General features: G+C 70.8%; 17 protein-coding genes. 3 read left to right on the forward strand and 14 right to left on the reverse strand.

Annotated features, from left to right (window positions below):
• Positions 1-263: 263 nt before the first annotated feature.
• The 3 genes from ACFV2S_RS28280 to ACFV2S_RS28290 all read right to left on the reverse strand — a co-directional run bounded on the left by ACFV2S_RS28280 (position 264) and on the right by ACFV2S_RS28290 (position 3,357).
• On the reverse strand, positions 264-632 hold the full coding sequence (locus tag ACFV2S_RS28280) for a holo-ACP synthase (protein ID WP_383788402.1): 369 nt from the start codon (positions 630-632) through the stop codon (positions 264-266).
• Positions 633-639: 7 nt separating this feature from the next.
• Positions 640-2,487 carry a glutamine--fructose-6-phosphate transaminase (isomerizing) gene (glmS, locus tag ACFV2S_RS28285; RefSeq protein WP_385564836.1) on the reverse strand — a complete coding sequence of 616 codons (1,848 nt, stop codon included), beginning with the start codon at positions 2,485-2,487 and terminating at the stop codon, positions 640-642.
• 114 nt (positions 2,488-2,601) lie between these two features.
• Entirely contained in the window at positions 2,602-3,357 is a 756-nt protein-coding gene (locus ACFV2S_RS28290) for a hypothetical protein (RefSeq protein ID WP_385564840.1), read from the reverse strand.
• Positions 3,358-3,610: 253 nt separating this feature from the next.
• Between ACFV2S_RS28290 and coaA the strand changes: the two genes are divergently transcribed.
• Together coaA and ACFV2S_RS28300 are read left to right on the forward strand one after the other, a co-directional pair.
• Positions 3,611-4,762, forward strand: coding sequence for a type I pantothenate kinase (gene coaA, locus ACFV2S_RS28295; protein WP_385564843.1), 1,152 nt, complete (start codon positions 3,611-3,613; stop codon positions 4,760-4,762).
• Positions 4,763-4,781: 19 nt separating this feature from the next.
• Positions 4,782-5,729, forward strand: coding sequence for a DUF389 domain-containing protein (locus tag ACFV2S_RS28300; protein WP_385564846.1), 948 nt, complete (start codon positions 4,782-4,784; stop codon positions 5,727-5,729).
• A 70-nt stretch (positions 5,730-5,799) separates the two neighbouring features.
• Here the strand turns inward: ACFV2S_RS28300 and glmM are convergent, their stop codons facing one another.
• The 4 genes from glmM to ACFV2S_RS28320 all read right to left on the reverse strand — a co-directional run bounded on the left by glmM (position 5,800) and on the right by ACFV2S_RS28320 (position 10,187).
• Positions 5,800-7,158: a phosphoglucosamine mutase gene (glmM, locus tag ACFV2S_RS28305; protein ID WP_385564849.1), complete on the reverse strand. Its 1,359-nt coding sequence runs from the start codon at positions 7,156-7,158 to the stop codon at positions 5,800-5,802.
• 132 nt (positions 7,159-7,290) lie between these two features.
• The gene (gene rpsI, locus ACFV2S_RS28310; protein ID WP_015035601.1) at positions 7,291-7,803 is read right to left on the reverse strand and encodes a 30S ribosomal protein S9; all 513 of its coding nucleotides are present in this window, start codon (positions 7,801-7,803) and stop codon (positions 7,291-7,293) included.
• Positions 7,804-7,847: 44 nt separating this feature from the next.
• A complete protein-coding gene (gene rplM / locus ACFV2S_RS28315) occupies positions 7,848-8,291 on the reverse strand; it encodes a 50S ribosomal protein L13 (protein ID WP_041130788.1) in 444 nt (147 codons plus the stop codon).
• A 273-nt stretch (positions 8,292-8,564) separates the two neighbouring features.
• On the reverse strand, positions 8,565-10,187 hold the full coding sequence (locus ACFV2S_RS28320) for an ABC-F family ATP-binding cassette domain-containing protein (RefSeq protein ID WP_385564853.1): 1,623 nt from the start codon (positions 10,185-10,187) through the stop codon (positions 8,565-8,567).
• A 56-nt stretch (positions 10,188-10,243) separates the two neighbouring features.
• Between ACFV2S_RS28320 and ACFV2S_RS28325 the strand changes: the two genes are divergently transcribed.
• Entirely contained in the window at positions 10,244-11,281 is a 1,038-nt protein-coding gene (locus ACFV2S_RS28325) for a hypothetical protein (protein ID WP_385564855.1), read from the forward strand.
• On the opposite strand, the gene truA is transcribed toward ACFV2S_RS28325, so the two are convergent.
• The 7 genes from truA to infA form a co-directional block, all read right to left on the reverse strand.
• Positions 11,252-12,109: a tRNA pseudouridine(38-40) synthase TruA gene (gene truA, locus ACFV2S_RS28330; protein ID WP_385564858.1), complete on the reverse strand. Its 858-nt coding sequence runs from the start codon at positions 12,107-12,109 to the stop codon at positions 11,252-11,254. The genes ACFV2S_RS28325 and truA overlap by 30 nt on opposite strands.
• Positions 12,110-12,199: 90 nt before the next feature.
• Complete coding sequence (gene rplQ, locus ACFV2S_RS28335; protein WP_015035596.1) at positions 12,200-12,664, reverse strand: 50S ribosomal protein L17; 465 nt, start codon at positions 12,662-12,664, stop codon at positions 12,200-12,202.
• Positions 12,665-12,856: 192 nt separating this feature from the next.
• Positions 12,857-13,879: a DNA-directed RNA polymerase subunit alpha gene (locus ACFV2S_RS28340; protein WP_003966937.1), complete on the reverse strand. Its 1,023-nt coding sequence runs from the start codon at positions 13,877-13,879 to the stop codon at positions 12,857-12,859.
• Positions 13,880-14,010: 131 nt separating this feature from the next.
• Positions 14,011-14,415: a 30S ribosomal protein S11 gene (rpsK, locus tag ACFV2S_RS28345; protein ID WP_003956432.1), complete on the reverse strand. Its 405-nt coding sequence runs from the start codon at positions 14,413-14,415 to the stop codon at positions 14,011-14,013.
• A gap of 66 nt (positions 14,416-14,481) precedes the next feature.
• Entirely contained in the window at positions 14,482-14,862 is a 381-nt protein-coding gene (gene rpsM / locus ACFV2S_RS28350) for a 30S ribosomal protein S13 (protein ID WP_015035595.1), read from the reverse strand.
• 189 nt (positions 14,863-15,051) lie between these two features.
• Positions 15,052-15,165 carry a 50S ribosomal protein L36 gene (rpmJ, locus tag ACFV2S_RS28355; RefSeq protein ID WP_003956441.1) on the reverse strand — a complete coding sequence of 38 codons (114 nt, stop codon included), beginning with the start codon at positions 15,163-15,165 and terminating at the stop codon, positions 15,052-15,054.
• 63 nt (positions 15,166-15,228) lie between these two features.
• Positions 15,229-15,450: a translation initiation factor IF-1 gene (gene infA / locus ACFV2S_RS28360; RefSeq protein ID WP_003956442.1), complete on the reverse strand. Its 222-nt coding sequence runs from the start codon at positions 15,448-15,450 to the stop codon at positions 15,229-15,231.
• Positions 15,451-15,475: the final 25 nt, after the last annotated feature.

The raw sequence follows: 15,475 nt of genomic DNA on the forward strand, positions 1-15,475 counted from the left end.
GCACCAGGTGGTGCGGGTCAGGGCGCGGGAGCCTGGGCCCGGCAAGAGGCGCCGTCCGTTGTGCCCACCCGTTCCGCCCCAGCGGAACGATTGCCCACAACGGGCGGGGCGGCGTTCGGTGAGGGTGGGCACCGCCCCGGCGGAACGATTGCCCACAACGGGGTGGGCGCAGCCCACGACGGCGGGGCGCGGGCCCACAACGGGGTGGGCGCCGACCGCCGCGGCAGGGCGCGGGCTCACAACGGCGGCGCGCCGCCCCCGCGTCAGCCCTCCGCGATCACCACCGCCGACGCCACCCCCGCGTCATGGCTCAGCGAGACGTGCCAGTGGCGGACGCCCAGTTCCGCCGCCCGCGCCGCCACCGTCCCCCGGACCCGCAGTCGGGGCTGCCCCGTGCCCTCCACGTACACCTCGGCGTCCGTCCAGTGCAGTCCGCCCGGCGCGCCGAGCGCCTTCGCGAGCGCCTCCTTCGCGGCGAACCGCACCGCGAGCGACGCGGGCCCGCGCCGCTCGCCGCTGGGGAGCAGCAGCTCCCGCTCGACGAAGAGGCGCTGGAGCAGCCCCGGTGTCCGCTCGATCGACGCGGCGAAGCGGTCGATCTCCGCCACGTCGATCCCCACCCCAATGATCATTTCCCACTCACTCCACGGTCACGGATTTGGCCAGGTTGCGCGGCTGGTCGACCTCGTTGCCCCGCGCGGTGGCGAGCTCGCAGGCGAAGACCTGGAGCGGCACCGTGGCGACCAGCGGCTGGAGCAGCGTAGGCGTGGCGGGGATGCGGACGAGATGGTCGGCGTACGGGACGACGGCCTCGTCGCCCTCCTCCGCGATGACGATGGTCCGGGCTCCGCGGGCCCGGATCTCCTGGATGTTGGAGACGATCTTGTCGTGGAGGACGGAGCGCCCGCGCGGCGAGGGGACGACCACGACGACCGGCAGGTCCTCCTCGATGAGGGCGATCGGCCCGTGCTTGAGCTCGCCGGCCGCGAAGCCCTCCGCGTGCATGTAGGCGAGTTCCTTGAGCTTGAGCGCCCCCTCCAGGGCCACCGGGTAGCCGACGTGCCGTCCGAGGAACAGCACGGTGTCCTTGTGGGCGAGCGAGCGGGCCAGGGCCCGTACCGGCTCCATGGTCTCCAGCACCCGCTCGACCTCGTCGCCGATCCGGGCGAGCTCGCGCACGACGGCGTGGATCTCGTCGCCCCACTTGGTGCCGCGCACCTGGCCGAGGTAGAGGGCGAGGAGGTAGCAGGCGACGAGCTGGGTGAGGAAGGCCTTGGTCGAGGCGACGGCGACCTCGGGCCCGGCGTGCGTGTAGAGCACGGCGTCGGATTCGCGCGGGATGGTCGAGCCGTTGGTGTTGCACACGGCGAGCACCTTCGCGCCCTGCTCGCGGGCGTGCCGGAGCGCCATGAGGGTGTCCATGGTCTCGCCGGACTGGGAGATCGCGATGACCAGGGTGCGCTGGCCGAGGATCGGGTCGCGGTAGCGGAACTCGCTGGCGAGCTCGACCTCGCAGGGGATCCTGGTCCAGTGCTCGATGGCGTACTTGGCGATGAGCCCGGCGTGGAAGGCGGTGCCGCAGGCGATGATGACGACCTTGTCGGCCTCGCGGAGCACGGCGTCGGGGATGCGCACCTCGTCGAGGGTGAGCCGGCCGGTCCCGTCGATCCGCCCGAGGAGGGTGTCGGCGACGGCCTTGGGCTGCTCGGCGATCTCCTTGAGCATGAAGGAGGCGTAGCCGCCCTTCTCGGCGGCGGAGGCGTCCCAGTCGACGTGGTAGGCCCGGACGTCGGCCGGCACCCCGTCGAAGTCGGTGACGGTGACGCCCTCCCGGGTCAGCTCGACGACCTGGTCCTGGCCGAGCTCGATCGCGGAGCGGGTGTGCGCGATGAAGGCGGACACGTCGGAGGCGAGGAAGTTCTCGCCCTCGCCGACGCCGACGACGAGCGGCGAGTTCCGGCGGGCGCCGACGACGACGTCGGGCTGGTCGGCGTGCACGGCGACCAGGGTGAAGGCCCCGTCGAGCCGGCGGCAGACGAGCCGCATGGCCTCCGCGAGGTCCCCGGCGGACGAGAACTCCTCGGCGAGGAGGTGGGCGACGACCTCGGTGTCGGTCTCGGACAGCAGCGTGTGTCCGCGGTCGCCGAGCTCCTCGCGCAGGGCCGCGAAGTTCTCGATGATGCCGTTGTGGACGACGGCGACGCGCCCGGCGTTGTCGAGGTGGGGGTGCGCGTTGGCGTCGGTGGGCCCGCCGTGGGTGGCCCAGCGGGTGTGCCCGATGCCGACGGAACCGCCGGCCAGGGGCCGGTCGACGAGCTCCTTCTCCAGGTTGACGAGCTTGCCCGCCTTCTTGGCCGCCGCCAGCCCGCCGTCGGCGAGGACCGCGACACCGGCCGAGTCGTAGCCCCGGTATTCGAGCCGCTTGAGGCCCGCGACCACCACATCAAGCGCCGACTGCCCGCCGACGTATCCCACGATTCCGCACATGACGGCAGACTACGGCGGAACCCGCCCCACCGGCCGGAGTCGACGCGTCGCGAGCCCCCGCCCGTGTCGCGCTCGCGCCGCGCGCCCTCGGACGGCGCCCGTACGCCCCCCGGGTCAGCCCAGCTTGGCGGCCTGGGCGTCGATCACGGCCTTCGGCAGGGCCTTGACCGTGCCGCCGAGGCTGAGGGTGGAGAAGGAGGCGAGCGTGCCGCCCTTGCGGAAGACGACCACCTTGGTGACGAAGGGCTCGCCGTCCATGTCGGTGGTGACGGTCCACGCGAGCGACTCCTCGCCGGCGGAGACCGTCTCCGGCGCGACCTTGGTGATCTTCGTCTTCTCGCCGCCGCCGAGGAGCGTGAAGCCTCCCGCGCATTCCGTGCCGGCGGTCTTCAGCGAGGCGAAGGCCTCCTGGGCGCCCTGCCCGTCGTACGAGCCGAGGGCCACGCTGGTGACGGGTGCGCTGAGCGCCCCGAGGGCGTCCTGCGGCGAGGCCGTGGCGCCCTCGGTCTTCGGCACCTCGATGACCTTGCGGTTCGCGGTGGCGGCCGGGTTCCCGGTGGCGAGGAAGGACATGGCGTCGGCGAGCGGCTTGCAGGCGGGCTTGTCCGTGGCGACGGCCTCGGGCTTCACGAGGTCCGCGGCCTTGGCCTTCTGGACCTGGTGGCCGGGCAGGTCGGCCTGCTCGACGACGAGCCTCTCCAGCTCGGCGGAGGACAGGGCCTTCGCGTCGGGCGCACTGCTGGTGGCGGAGGCGCTCGGCGACGCGGAGTCCTTCCCGGCGTCCTTGTCCCCGCTGCCGCAGGCGCTGACGAGCAGCGCGAGGGAGGCGGCGGTGACGGCGACGGCGGTGTTTCGGGTGAACGTGCGCATCGGGCGTGGCTCTCTGTTTCTCTTCGTGACGACACGACGCCGTGTCGACGTGGCGACGTGGCGACGTGGCGTCGTGGTGTCGTGGCGTCGTGGTGACTTCGTGCGCCGCCCCGTGGCGGCTCCCCCCGCGTGAAGAACAGGAGCCCACGCGGCATCACAGCATGATCGCCGCATCGCGAGGGCGGTTCAACGCCTTTTGACGCGTGACCGACCCCACGGCCCACGGAGCCCGCCGACCCCCGACAATGGCGGGGTGATCACTTCGCCGCCACGAAGCCCCGACGGAGAACCCGGCAACGGCGCCGGCCCCGGCGGGACCGCCGGACCCGGAAGCCTCCAGACCGGGAGCGGCGGGTCCCCCGCACCCGGCACCCCCGGCAACGGGACCGCCACCCCCGGCAACGGCGCCGCCCAGGCCGCCGCACCCGCCACCCCCCGCAACGGCGCCGGCCACCGCAAGCCGTCCGAGGCGTCGCCGTACGTCGACCTCACCCGGGCCGAGTGGAGCGCCCTGCGCGACAAGACGCCGCTCCCGCTGACCGCCGACGAGGTCGAGCGGCTCCGTGGTCTCGGTGACGTCATCGACCTCGACGAGGTGCGGGACATCTACCTCCCGCTCTCCCGGCTGCTCAACCTGTACGTGCAGGCCACCAGCGGCCTGCGCGGCGCGCTGAACACCTTCCTCGGCGCGAGCGCCGAGCAGCGCGGCACGCCCTTCGTCATAGGGGTCGCCGGTTCGGTGGCCGTCGGCAAGTCGACGGTCTCCCGGCTCCTCCAGGCGCTGCTCGCCCGCTGGCCGGAGCACCCGCGCGTGGAGCTGGTGACCACGGACGCCTTCCTCTACCCGATGGAGGAGCTGAAGGCGCGCGGCCTGATGTCGCGGAAGGGGTTCCCCGAGTCGTACGACCGCCGGGCCCTGACCCGTTTCGTCGCGGACGTCAAGGCGGGCAAGGACGAGGTCACGGCCCCGGTCTACTCGCACCTGATCTACGACCGGGTGCCCGGGGAGCGGCTCGTCGTCCGCCGCCCGGACATCCTCATCGTGGAGGGCCTGAACGTCCTCCAGCCGGCCCTTCCCGGCAAGGACGGCCGCACCAGGGTGGGCCTGGCCGACTACTTCGACTTCTCGGTGTACGTGGACGCGCGGCCCGAGGACATCGAGCGCTGGTACCTGAACCGCTTCCGGAAGCTGCGCGACACCGCGTTCCAGGACCCGTCCTCGTACTTCCGGCGCTGGACGCAGGTCTCCGAGGACGAGGCCTTCGACTACGCGCGCACGATGTGGCGGACCATCAACAAGGTGAACCTCCTGGAGAACGTGGCCCCGACGCGCGGCCGGGCGACCCTCGTCGTCCGCAAGGGCCCCGACCACAAGGTGCAGCGCCTGAGCCTGCGGAAGCTCTGAACCTCCGTACGCTCTCCCCATGCTGCATCTGCGGATGATCGTCCCGCCCGACCGCACGTCCGAGGCCGTCCGGCTGATCGAGTCGACGGTGGGCACCACCCATCTGGTGGTGCTGCCCGGCGCGGCCCGCGACCCCTCGGGCGACGTCGTGATGTGCGACGTGGCCCGCGAGGCGGGGCACGAACTGCTCAACGGCCTCCGCGCGCTGAGGATCGATCAGGACGGCTCGATCGCCGTCGACACCATCGACTTCTCCCTCTCCGCGCGCGCGGACGCGGCGGAGGAGGAGGCCCCGGGCGAGCCCGCGGACGCGGTGATCTGGGAGCAGCTGGCGGGCGCGACGCACGAGGAGTCGACGCTCTCCATCACGTACAGCGCGTTCATGATCCTGGCGACGATGATCGCGGCCTGCGGTGTCGTCCTGGACAACGCGATCCTGATCGTGGGCGCGATGGCGGTCGGGCCGGAGTTCGGACCGCTGGCCGGGGTCTGTACGGCGATCGTGCAGCGTGCGCCGAAGCTGGCGGCCCGGTCGCTGTTCGCGCTGGTCGTGGGGTTCGCGGCGGCGATCGTGGCGACGACGGTGTTCAGCCTGGGGATAGACGCGCTCGACCTGTTCAGCCAGGCCCAGCTGGACGCGGACCGGCCCAACACCAAGTTCATCTGGCAGCCGGACCCGTTCTCGTTCGTGGTGGCGCTGCTCGCGGGCGCGGCCGGGACCCTCTCGCTGACCTCCGCCAAGTCGGGGGCCCTGGTGGGCGTGGCGATCTCGGTGACGACGGTCCCCGCGGGCGCGAACGCGGCGGTGGCGCTCAGCTACGGGGACCTGAGCCAGATGTGGGGCTCGGTCGAGCAGCTGGGCCTGAACCTCTTCGGCATCATGCTGGCCGGGACGCTCACCCTGTACGGGCAGAAGCTGCTGTGGCGCACCCAGCGCGGCCGGTGGCGGCGCGAACCGAAGACCTGAGGCACGGAGAAGGGCCCCCGCCGGAAACCGGCGGGGGCCCTCACCCTTGCATGACGGCGCCTCAGGCAGGCTAGCCCAGCGCGGACTTCACGACGTCCGCGAGGCGCTGCGCGACCGCGCGGGCCTGCTCGATGTCGGCGGCCTCGACCATGACGCGGACCAGCGGCTCGGTGCCGGAGGAACGCAGCAGGACGCGGCCGGTGGAGCCGAGCTCGCGCTCGGCGTCGGTGACGGCGGCGGCGAGTTCACCGGAGGTGGTGACCCGGGACTTGTCGACGTCCTTGACGTTGATGAGGATCTGCGGGAGCCGCTCCATGACGCCGGCGAGGTCCGCGAGCGACTTGCCGGTGGCGGCGACACGGGCGGCCAGCATGAGCCCGGTGAGGGTGCCGTCGCCGGTGGTGGCGTGGTCGAGCACGATGACGTGCCCGGACTGCTCGCCGCCGAGCGCGTAGCCGTTCTCCTTCATGGACTCCAGGACGTAGCGGTCGCCGACCGCGGTCTGGACGAGGTTCAGGCCCTCGCGCTCCATGGCGAGCTTGAAGCCCAGGTTGGACATGACGGTCGCGACGACGGTGTCGCCGCGCAGGGTGCCGGCCTCGCGCATCGCGAGGGAGAGCACGGCGAGGATCTGGTCGCCGTCGACCTCGTTGCCGGCCGCGTCCACGGCGAGGCAGCGGTCGGCGTCGCCGTCGTGGGCGATGCCGAGGTCGGCGCCGTGCTCGACGACGGCGGCCCGCAGCAGGCCGAGGTGGGTGGAGCCGCAGCCGTCGTTGATGTTGAGGCCGTCCGGCTCGGCGCCGATGGTGACGACCCGGGCGCCGGCCCGGGTGAACGCCTCCGGCGAGACGCGGGCGGCGGCGCCGTGGGCCTCGTCGAGGACGATCGTCAGGCCGTCGAGGCGGTTGGGGAGGACGGCGAGGAGGTGCGAGACGTACGTCTCGAAGCCCTCGTCGTAGTCGCGGACGCGGCCGACGCCGGAACCGGTGGGGCGCTCCCAGGGGGCGCCGGTGCGGTGCTCCTCGTAGACGGCTTCGATCTTGTCCTCGAGGTCGTCGGCGAGCTTGTGGCCGCCGCGCGCGAAGAACTTGATGCCGTTGTCGGGCATGGCGTTGTGGCTGGCGGAGAGCATCACGCCCAGGTCGGCGCCGAGGACGCCGGTGAGGTGGGCCACGGCCGGGGTGGGCAGCACGCCGACGCGCAGCACGTCGACCCCGGCGCTGGCGAGGCCGGCGACGACGGCCGCCTCGAGGAACTCTCCGGAGGCGCGCGGGTCACGCCCGACCACCGCGGTCGGCCGATGGCCCTCGAAGGTGCCCGCCTCGGCGAGCACGTGCGCGGCCGCGACCGACAGGCCGAGCGCAAGCTCCGCCGTCAGGTCCGCGTTGGCGACGCCGCGTACGCCGTCCGTGCCGAAGAGTCGTCCCACAGCTGTCCTCCGAAAATACGTGCCCAAGCTGATGAAAGATGAAAGAGGTGACGAAAGAGGTTATGAAAAAACGTACGCCCCGACGGCACGGGCAGTGCCGCCGGGGCGTACGAAAGCAGACCGAGCAGGCGATTAACGCTTGCTGTACTGCGGAGCCTTACGGGCCTTCTTGAGACCGGCCTTCTTCCGCTCGACCGCACGGTCGTCACGGGAGAGGAAGCCGGCCTTCTTCAGCGCCGGGCGGTTGTTCTCGACGTCCGCCTCGTTCAGCGCACGGGCCACGCCGAGGCGCAGGGCGCCGGCCTGGCCGGAGACACCGCCACCCGCGATGCGGGCGATGACGTCGTAGCGGTTGTCGAGCTCGAGCACCTTGAAGGGCTCGTTGACTTCCTGCTGGTGCACCTTGTTGGGGAAGTAGTCCTCAAGGGTGCGACCGTTGATCTTCCACTTGCCGGTGCCCGGAACGATCCGGACGCGGGCGATGGCGTTCTTGCGACGGCCCAGGCCGGCGGCCGGCTGCGGGTCGCCGAAGCGGGACGCGAGCGACTCGGAGGTGTACTCACCCTCGACGAGCTCGGTCTCGGTGGTGTACTCCTCGACGCCCTCGAACTCGTCGACGGGGGTCTCGGGGGTGGTCTCGGCCACGATGCTCCTCAGATTTCTTTCGTTCTTAGGGGGTGTGGCCGGAACTACTGCGCGACCTGGGTGATCTCGAACGGGACCGGCTGCTGCGCAGCGTGCGGGTGGTTCTCGCCCGCGTAGACCTTCAGCTTCGAGAGCATCTGACGGCCCAGGGAGTTCTTGGGGATCATGCCCTTGATGGCCTTCTCGACGGCCTTCTCGGGGTTCTTGTCGAGCAGCTCGTCGTAACGGACGGAGCGCAGACCACCCGGGAAGCCAGAGTGGCGGTAGGCCATCTTCTGGGTCTTCTTGTTGCCGGACAGGTGGACCTTGTCAGCGTTGATGATGATGACGAAGTCGCCCATGTCCATGTGGGGGGCGTAGACCGGCTTGTGCTTGCCTCGCAGGAGGTTCGCAGCCGTCGTCGCCAGACGGCCCAGGACGATGTCCTGCGCGTCGATGATGTGCCACTGGCGAGTGACATCGCCGGGCTTGGGGCTGTACGTACGCACTTCGTAGCCTTCGCTTCTTCAGTGGATGGAGTCCAGACACACCTGAAGCGATCATGCAGCTGGGGCCTGCACTGCCGGGATCGAGCCCGTATGCGAGCCACTGGTAACTGCTCCAGGGAACCTGCGTAACGGCTCTTCGTGTGAGAACGACGAAGCCACTACGCACAACAAACCGCAACAGTACCCGCGCGCCCCCGGACGGGTCAAAACGCGCGGCCCCCACCCCGCGCACCCGACCCGCCCGCCGTGACCGCCGTCAGCGCGCCACCGCCGTCACCGCGCCCGCTCGACCCGCCGCTCGTCCCACACGGGCTCGCTGGTCTCGCGTACGACTCCGTCCGAGCCGAAGACCAGGAAGCGGTCGAAGGACTTCGCGAACCAGCGGTCGTGCGTGACGGCCATCACCGTCCCGTCGTACGACTCCAGGCCCTCCTGGAGCGCCTCCGCCGATTCCAGGTCCAGGTTGTCCGTCGGCTCGTCCAGCAGCAGCGCCGTCGTGCCCGCGAGCTCCAGGAGCAGGATCTGGAAGCGCGCCTGCTGCCCGCCCGAGAGCCGGTCGAAGGACTGGTCGCCCTGCCGCTCCAGCTCGTACCGCCGCAGCATCGACATCGCCCCGCCGCGGTCCTTGGCGTGCTCCGTCCACAGGATGTCGACGAGCGGCCGCCCGGCCAGCTCCGGGTGCGCGTGGGTCTGCGCGAAGTGCCCCGGCACGACCCGGGCCCCGAGCTTCCACGCACCCGTGTGGGCGACGGACGGGTCCCCCGCGAGCAGCCGCAGGAAGTGCGACTTGCCGGAGCCGTTCGAACCGAGGACGGCGACCCGCTCCCCGTAGAAGATCTCCAGCGAGAACGGCTTCATCAGACCGGTCAGCTCAAGGTTCTCGCAGGTCACGGCCCGCACCCCGGTCCGCCCGCCGCGCAGCCGCATCCGGATGTCCTGCTCGCGCGGCGGCTCCGGCGGCGGCCCGGCCTCCTCGAACTTCCTCAGCCGGGTCTGCGCCGCCGCGTACCGGGAGGCCATCTCGTGGCTGACCGCGGCCGCCTGCCGCAGGTTGACCACCAGCTTCTTCAGCTGCGCGTGCTTCTCGTCCCAGCGCCGCTTCAGCTCCTCGAAGCGGGCGAACCGCTCCCGCCGGGCCTCGTGGAAGGTGTCGAAGCCGCCACCGTGCACCCAGACGTCCGACCCGGCCGGGCCGGGCTCGACCGCGATGATCTTCTGGGCGCCCCGGGAGAGCAGCTCCCGGTCGTGGGAGATGAAGAGCACGGTCTTGCGGGTCTCCCGCAGCCGCTCCTCCAGCCACCGCTTGCCGGGCACGTCGAGGTAGTTGTCCGGCTCGTCGAGGAGCAGCACCTCGTCGGGGCCGCGCAGCAGCGACTCCAGGACCAGCCGCTTCTGCTCACCGCCGGAGAGCGTCCGGACCTCGCGGAACTGCGCCTTCTCGTACGGGACGCCCAGCGCGGCCATCGTGCAGATGTCCCAGAGGGTCTCGGCCTCGTACCCCTGCACCTCGGCCCAGTCGCTGAGGGCCTGCGCGTACTTCATCTGCGCGGCCTCGTCGTCCACCGTCATGATCAGGTGCTCGGCCTCGTCGACCGCCTTCGCGGCCTCCCGGATCCTCGGCTGCGCGACGGAGACCAGCAGGTCACGGACGGTGGACGCGTCCCGTACGGAGCCGACGAACTGCGGCATCACACCGAGCCCGCCGCTGACCGTGACCGTGCCGCCGTGCGGCTGGAGCTCCCCGGCGATCATCCGGAGCAGTGTGGTCTTGCCGGCGCCGTTGGCCCCGACGAGGGCGACGACGGCGCCCTCTCCGACCCGGAAGGAGGCGTCCCCGAGCAGGACCCTCCCGTCGGGAAGGTAGTACTCCAGATGCGCGGCCTCGACATGTCCCATGGGATGCATTGTCGCCGCCCGCGTCGGCCCGGCCCAACCGGTTTAGGATGCGCGGCATGAGCTTTGGGGGACCGCAGTGGCCGCAGGAGCCGCAGCAGCAGGGGCAGCAGGGGTACGGACAGCAGCCCGGGTACGGGCAGCAGGACCAGGGGCAGGGGCAGCAGGGAAGCGGCGGCGGCTACGGCTACCCGCAGCCCCAGCAGGGGGGCGGCTACGGCTACCCGCCCCAGCAGCAGGGCGGCGGGTACGGCTACCCTCCCCGGCAGCCGGACCCGTTCCCGGGCGCGCAGGGCGGCGGTGACGCGCCCGACTGGGGCGCCCTGGCCGACGCCTCGGCCTCGCGCGGCCGACGCAAGCGCCTCCTGCTGATCGGCGGCGGGGTGGTGGCCGCGGTGGCCGTGGGCGCGATCGTCGCGACCGCCGTCGTGAGCACGAACAAGAAGAACGACGAGGCCAGGAACGGCCCGGTCCCCACCGGCACGGTCTCCCCCACCGGCACGCCGCCCCCCGAGCCGACCTTCTCGTCGGTGGCCCCGCCGCCCCCGCCGAACCCGAAGGACTACATCTCGGACCCGAAGAAGGACAAGGCCCCGCTCAGCGCGGAGGGCCTCTTCCCGGGCAAGAAGCTGACCATGAGCGGCCGCCCGTACAAGAAGGGCGCGACCTCCTCGACGACGAACTGCGCGGCCGTCACCCAGGGCGGCCTGGGCACCGTCCTGCAGCGGAACGGCTGCCGGCGGGTGCTCCGCGCCACCTACGTGAAGGACGGGGTGGCCGTCACCGTCGGCGTCGCCGTCTTCCCGTCGGAGGCGGCGGCCCAGAAGGCGAAGGACCAGGCCGCCGGCGGCATCGCGCCCCTGGTCGGCGCCGGCGTCGGTGACTTCTGCCACGCCACGGTCTGCCTCCGCCGCTCGAACGCGATCGGCCGCTACGCGTACTTCACCCAGGCCGGTTTCGCCAACGGCAGGAAGGTCACCAAGGCCGACAAGCCCGTCTTCCAGGCCAGCGACGACCTCGGCACCTTCGCCTTCAACCAGATCTACGCCCGGGGCCGCTCCCAGGCCTCAGCAGCAGCCGGCGCTCCCCGGGAGTGACCGCTTGTTGCGGGCCTCCCTGCTGCGGGCGGCGAGCAGCTCGTCCGCCGGGTAGCCGACCTCCTCGAGGGTGAGGCCGTGCGGCCGCACGACGTGGACGGCCGAGTCGCGGACACCGGCGGCGAGCACCTTGCCGGGCCAGTCGACCGGCCGGTGGCCGTCGCCGACGAAGAGCAGGGCGCCGACGAGCGAGCGGACCATGTTGTGGCAGAAGGCGTCCGCCTTGACGGTCGCCTCCAGGATCCCGTCCTCGCGCCGCTCCCAGCGCAGCACCTGGAGCGTGCGGATGGTGGTGGCGCCCTCGCGCTTCTTGCAGTACGCGGCGAAGTCGTGCTCGCCGACGAGCGCGGTGGCGGCCTCGTTCATGGCGTCCATGTCGAGGGCCCAGTCGTGCCACAGCACGTGCCCGCGGAGCAGCGGGTCGACGCCACCAGGGTTGTCGGTGACGCGGTAGGCGTAGCGGCGCCAGACGGCCGAGAAGCGCGCGTTGAAGCCCGTGGGGGCCTCCTCCACACTCCACACCCGCACGTCGTGGGAGAGCCGCCCCGCGAGCCGCCGCAGCAGCTTGTCGCGGTGCTCGGACCACACGTCCACGGGCAGGTCCACATGGGCGACCTGCCCGCGCGCGTGCACCCCGGCGTCGGTCCGGCCGGCGACGGTCAGCTCGTACGTCTCCCTGGACCGGGTCACGGTCCGCAGGGCGTCCTCGATCTCGCCCTGCACGGTCCGCTGCCCCTGGGCCTGCTTGGCCCAGCCGGAGAAGTCCCTGCCGTCGTACGAAAGGTCAAGGCGTACCCGTACGAACCCGTCCTGCACGTCATCGCTCACGCGGAGATCCTCTCAAAGACACGGTCGACACACGGGAACGGGCCCGCACCCCAGGGGGTACGGGCCCGCTCACGAGAAACGGAGGAACGCTTACGCGTCCTTCGACTCCTCGGCCGGAGCCTCGGCGGCCGCGTCGGCCTCCTTGACGGCGCGCACGGTGGCGGCCTCGGCCTCGGCGACGGTCGCCTTCTTGGCGATCTCGCCCTCGACCAGCTCGATCACGGCCATCGGGGCGTTGTCGCCACGACGGTTGCCGATCTTCGTGATGCGGGTGTAACCACCCGGACGCTCCGAGTAGCGCGGGGCGATCTCGGTGAAGAGGGTGTGGACGATGCCCTTGTCGGTGATCGTCTGCAGCACCAGGCGACGGTTGTGGATGTCGCCCTTCTTCGCCTTGGTGATCAGGCGCTCGGCGACCGGACGCAGGCGACGGGCCTTGGCCTCGGTCGTGGTGATGCGGCCGTGCTCGAAGAGCGACTTCGCCAGGTTGGCGAGGAGCAGCTTCTCGTGCGCGGCGGAACCGCCGAGGCGGGCACCCTTCGCGGGACGCGGCATGGTGTTTCTCCTTGTGATCTGCACCGGCCGTATGAGGTACCGATGTCAGTGTCCGAGCGGGCGGATACCCGTCGGAGATCCGGGACGACGCCCGGAAGGGGCGCGGGGCGGAGTCGATTTACGGCTCCGCCGTGCGGGCGCGATCAAGCACAGCGCTCCCGCGCCCGAGTACGGACCCTGAGGCCCGAGCTCTTAGTACTGCTCGGTCTCGACGAAGCCCGCGTCCGCGTCGTCGTCGGCGCCGAAGGCGTCGGCGGCGGCGGTCGGGTCGAATCCGGGCGGGCTGTCCTTGAGGGCCAGGCCCATGCCGGCCAGCTTCGCCTTGACCTCGTCGATCGACTTCGCACCGAAGTTGCGGATGTCGAGCAGGTCGGCCTCGGAGCGGGCGACGAGCTCACCCACGGAGTGGATGCCCTCACGCTTGAGGCAGTTGTACGACCGAACGGTGAGCTCCAGCTCCTCGATCGGCAGCGCCAGGTCGGCGGCGAGGGCGGCGTCCGTCGGGGACGGGCCCATGTCGATGCCCTCGGCGTCGATGTTGAGCTCGCGGGCCAGACCGAACAGCTCGACCAGGGTCTTGCCGGCGGACGCCATGGCGTCACGCGGGCGCATGGCCTGCTTGGTCTCGACGTCGACGATGAGCTTGTCGAAGTCGGTGCGCTGCTCGACTCGGGTCGCCTCGACCTTGTAGGTGACCTTCAGCACGGGGCTGTAGATGGAGTCGACCGGGATGCGGCCGATCTCCTGGCCGACCTGCTTGTTCTGGACGGCGGAGACGTAGCCGCGACCGCGCTCGACGGTCAGCTCCATCTCCAGCTTGCCCTTGCCGTTGAGCGTGGCGAGAACGAGGTCGGGGTTGTGCACCTCGACACCGGCCGGGGGCGCGATGTCGGCGGCGGTGACCAGACCCGGGCCCTGCTTGCGCAGGTACATCACGACCGGCTCGTCGTGCTCCGAGGAGACGACCAGCTGCTTGATGTTGAGGATGAGGTCGGTGACGTCCTCCTTGACGCCCGGCACGGTGGTGAACTCGTGCAGGACACCGTCGATGCGGATGCTGGTGACAGCGGCACCCGGGATCGAGGAGAGGAGGGTACGGCGGAGGGAGTTGCCGAGGGTGTAGCCGAAGCCCGGCTCCAGCGGCTCGATCACGAACCGGGAGCGGAACTCGTCGACGACCTCTTCGGTCAGCGACGGACGCTGAGCGATAAGCATGTCTGTGTTTCCTTCAGTCGTGGACGCCCACCATTTGACGTCCTCGGGGTACTACGTACTGCAAGGGTACGGGCGGTACGCCCCCGGAAGGGGGCGCACCGCCCGAAAGCCCTGGTCAAGCAGGCCGTGCGTCAGACGCGGCGGCGCTTGGGGGGACGGCAGCCGTTGTGCGGCGTGGGGGTGACGTCCTGGATCGAACCGACCTCGAGGCCCGTGGCCTGGAGGGAGCGGATCGCGGTCTCACGGCCGGAGCCGGGACCCTTGACGAAGACGTCGACCTTGCGCATGCCGTGCTCCTGCGCGCGGCGAGCGGCCGACTCGGCGGCCATCTGCGCGGCGAACGGGGTGGACTTGCGCGAGCCCTTGAAGCCGACGTGGCCGGCGGAGGCCCAGGAGATCACGTTGCCCGAGGGGTCCGTGATCGAGACGATCGTGTTGTTGAACGTGCTCTTGATGTGCGCGTGGCCGTGAGCGACGTTCTTCTTTTCCTTGCGGCGCACCTTCTTGGCAGCGCCCTGACGACCCTTGGGGGGCATCTATATCTCCTACGGGAGGTGGTCGGTCCTACAGCGAAGACCGCATGGTCAAGCGTCCGCTGAGGACTACTTCTTGCCCGGCTTCTTCTTGCCGGCGATGGCGCGACGCGGGCCCTTGCGGGTACGAGCGTTCGTGCTGGTGCGCTGGCCGCGGACGGGCAGGCCACGACGGTGGCGCAGACCCTGGTAGCAGCCGATCTCGACCTTGCGGCGGATGTCGGCGGCGATCTCGCGGCGGAGGTCACCCTCGGTCTGGAGGTTGGCGTCCACGTACTCGCGGATCTTGACGAGGTCTTCCTCGGCAAGGTCGCGGACACGGGTGGACGGGTTCACGCCGGTCGCGGCGAGGATCTCCTCGGACCGGGTACGCCCGATGCCGAAGACGTAGGTGAGTGCGACCACCACACGCTTTTCGCGCGGGATGTCAACACCGGAAACGCGTGCCATTCAATGGCTCCTGTGTTCTCGGGGGTCTGCTGCAGAACCGTTCCCGGCTGCCGTGTGAGGTACAGGTCGGGTCCCCGGCCCCCGCCGGAGGTGCCGTCAACCGTGGGACACGGTCGGACGGGCTCTGCGTATGTACGAATTGCTATGCGTCGCGCGAAGAACTGCGAAATGCAGGTCGGTCGGCGTGCGTCAGCCCTGGCGCTGCTTGTGGCGCAGGTTGTCGCAGATGACCATGACCCGGCCGTGACGGCGGATCACCTTGCACTTGTCGCAGATCTTCTTGACGCTCGGCTTGACCTTCATGGGATGTGAGGTTCTCCGGGTCAGTGCCACCACCCGCGCACGGAGGCGGGGTGCGGGCAAGATCTACTTGTACCGGTAGACGATCCGGCCACGCGTCAGGTCGTACGGAGAGAGCTCCACGACGACCCGGTCGTCCGGGAGGATTCGGATGTAGTGCATCCGCATCTTGCCGGAGATGTGCGCGAGGACCTTGTGACCGTTCTGGAGCTCCACCTTGAACATGGCGTTCGGGAGGGACTCGATCACGGTGCCCTCGATTTCGATGGCACCTTGCTTCTTGGCCACGCTTCGCCTTTCGAATCGGCTACCT

The sequence above is a fragment of the Streptomyces sp. NPDC059695 genome, from assembly GCF_042733785.1.
In the GTDB taxonomy this organism is placed as follows: domain Bacteria; phylum Actinomycetota; class Actinomycetes; order Streptomycetales; family Streptomycetaceae; genus Streptomyces.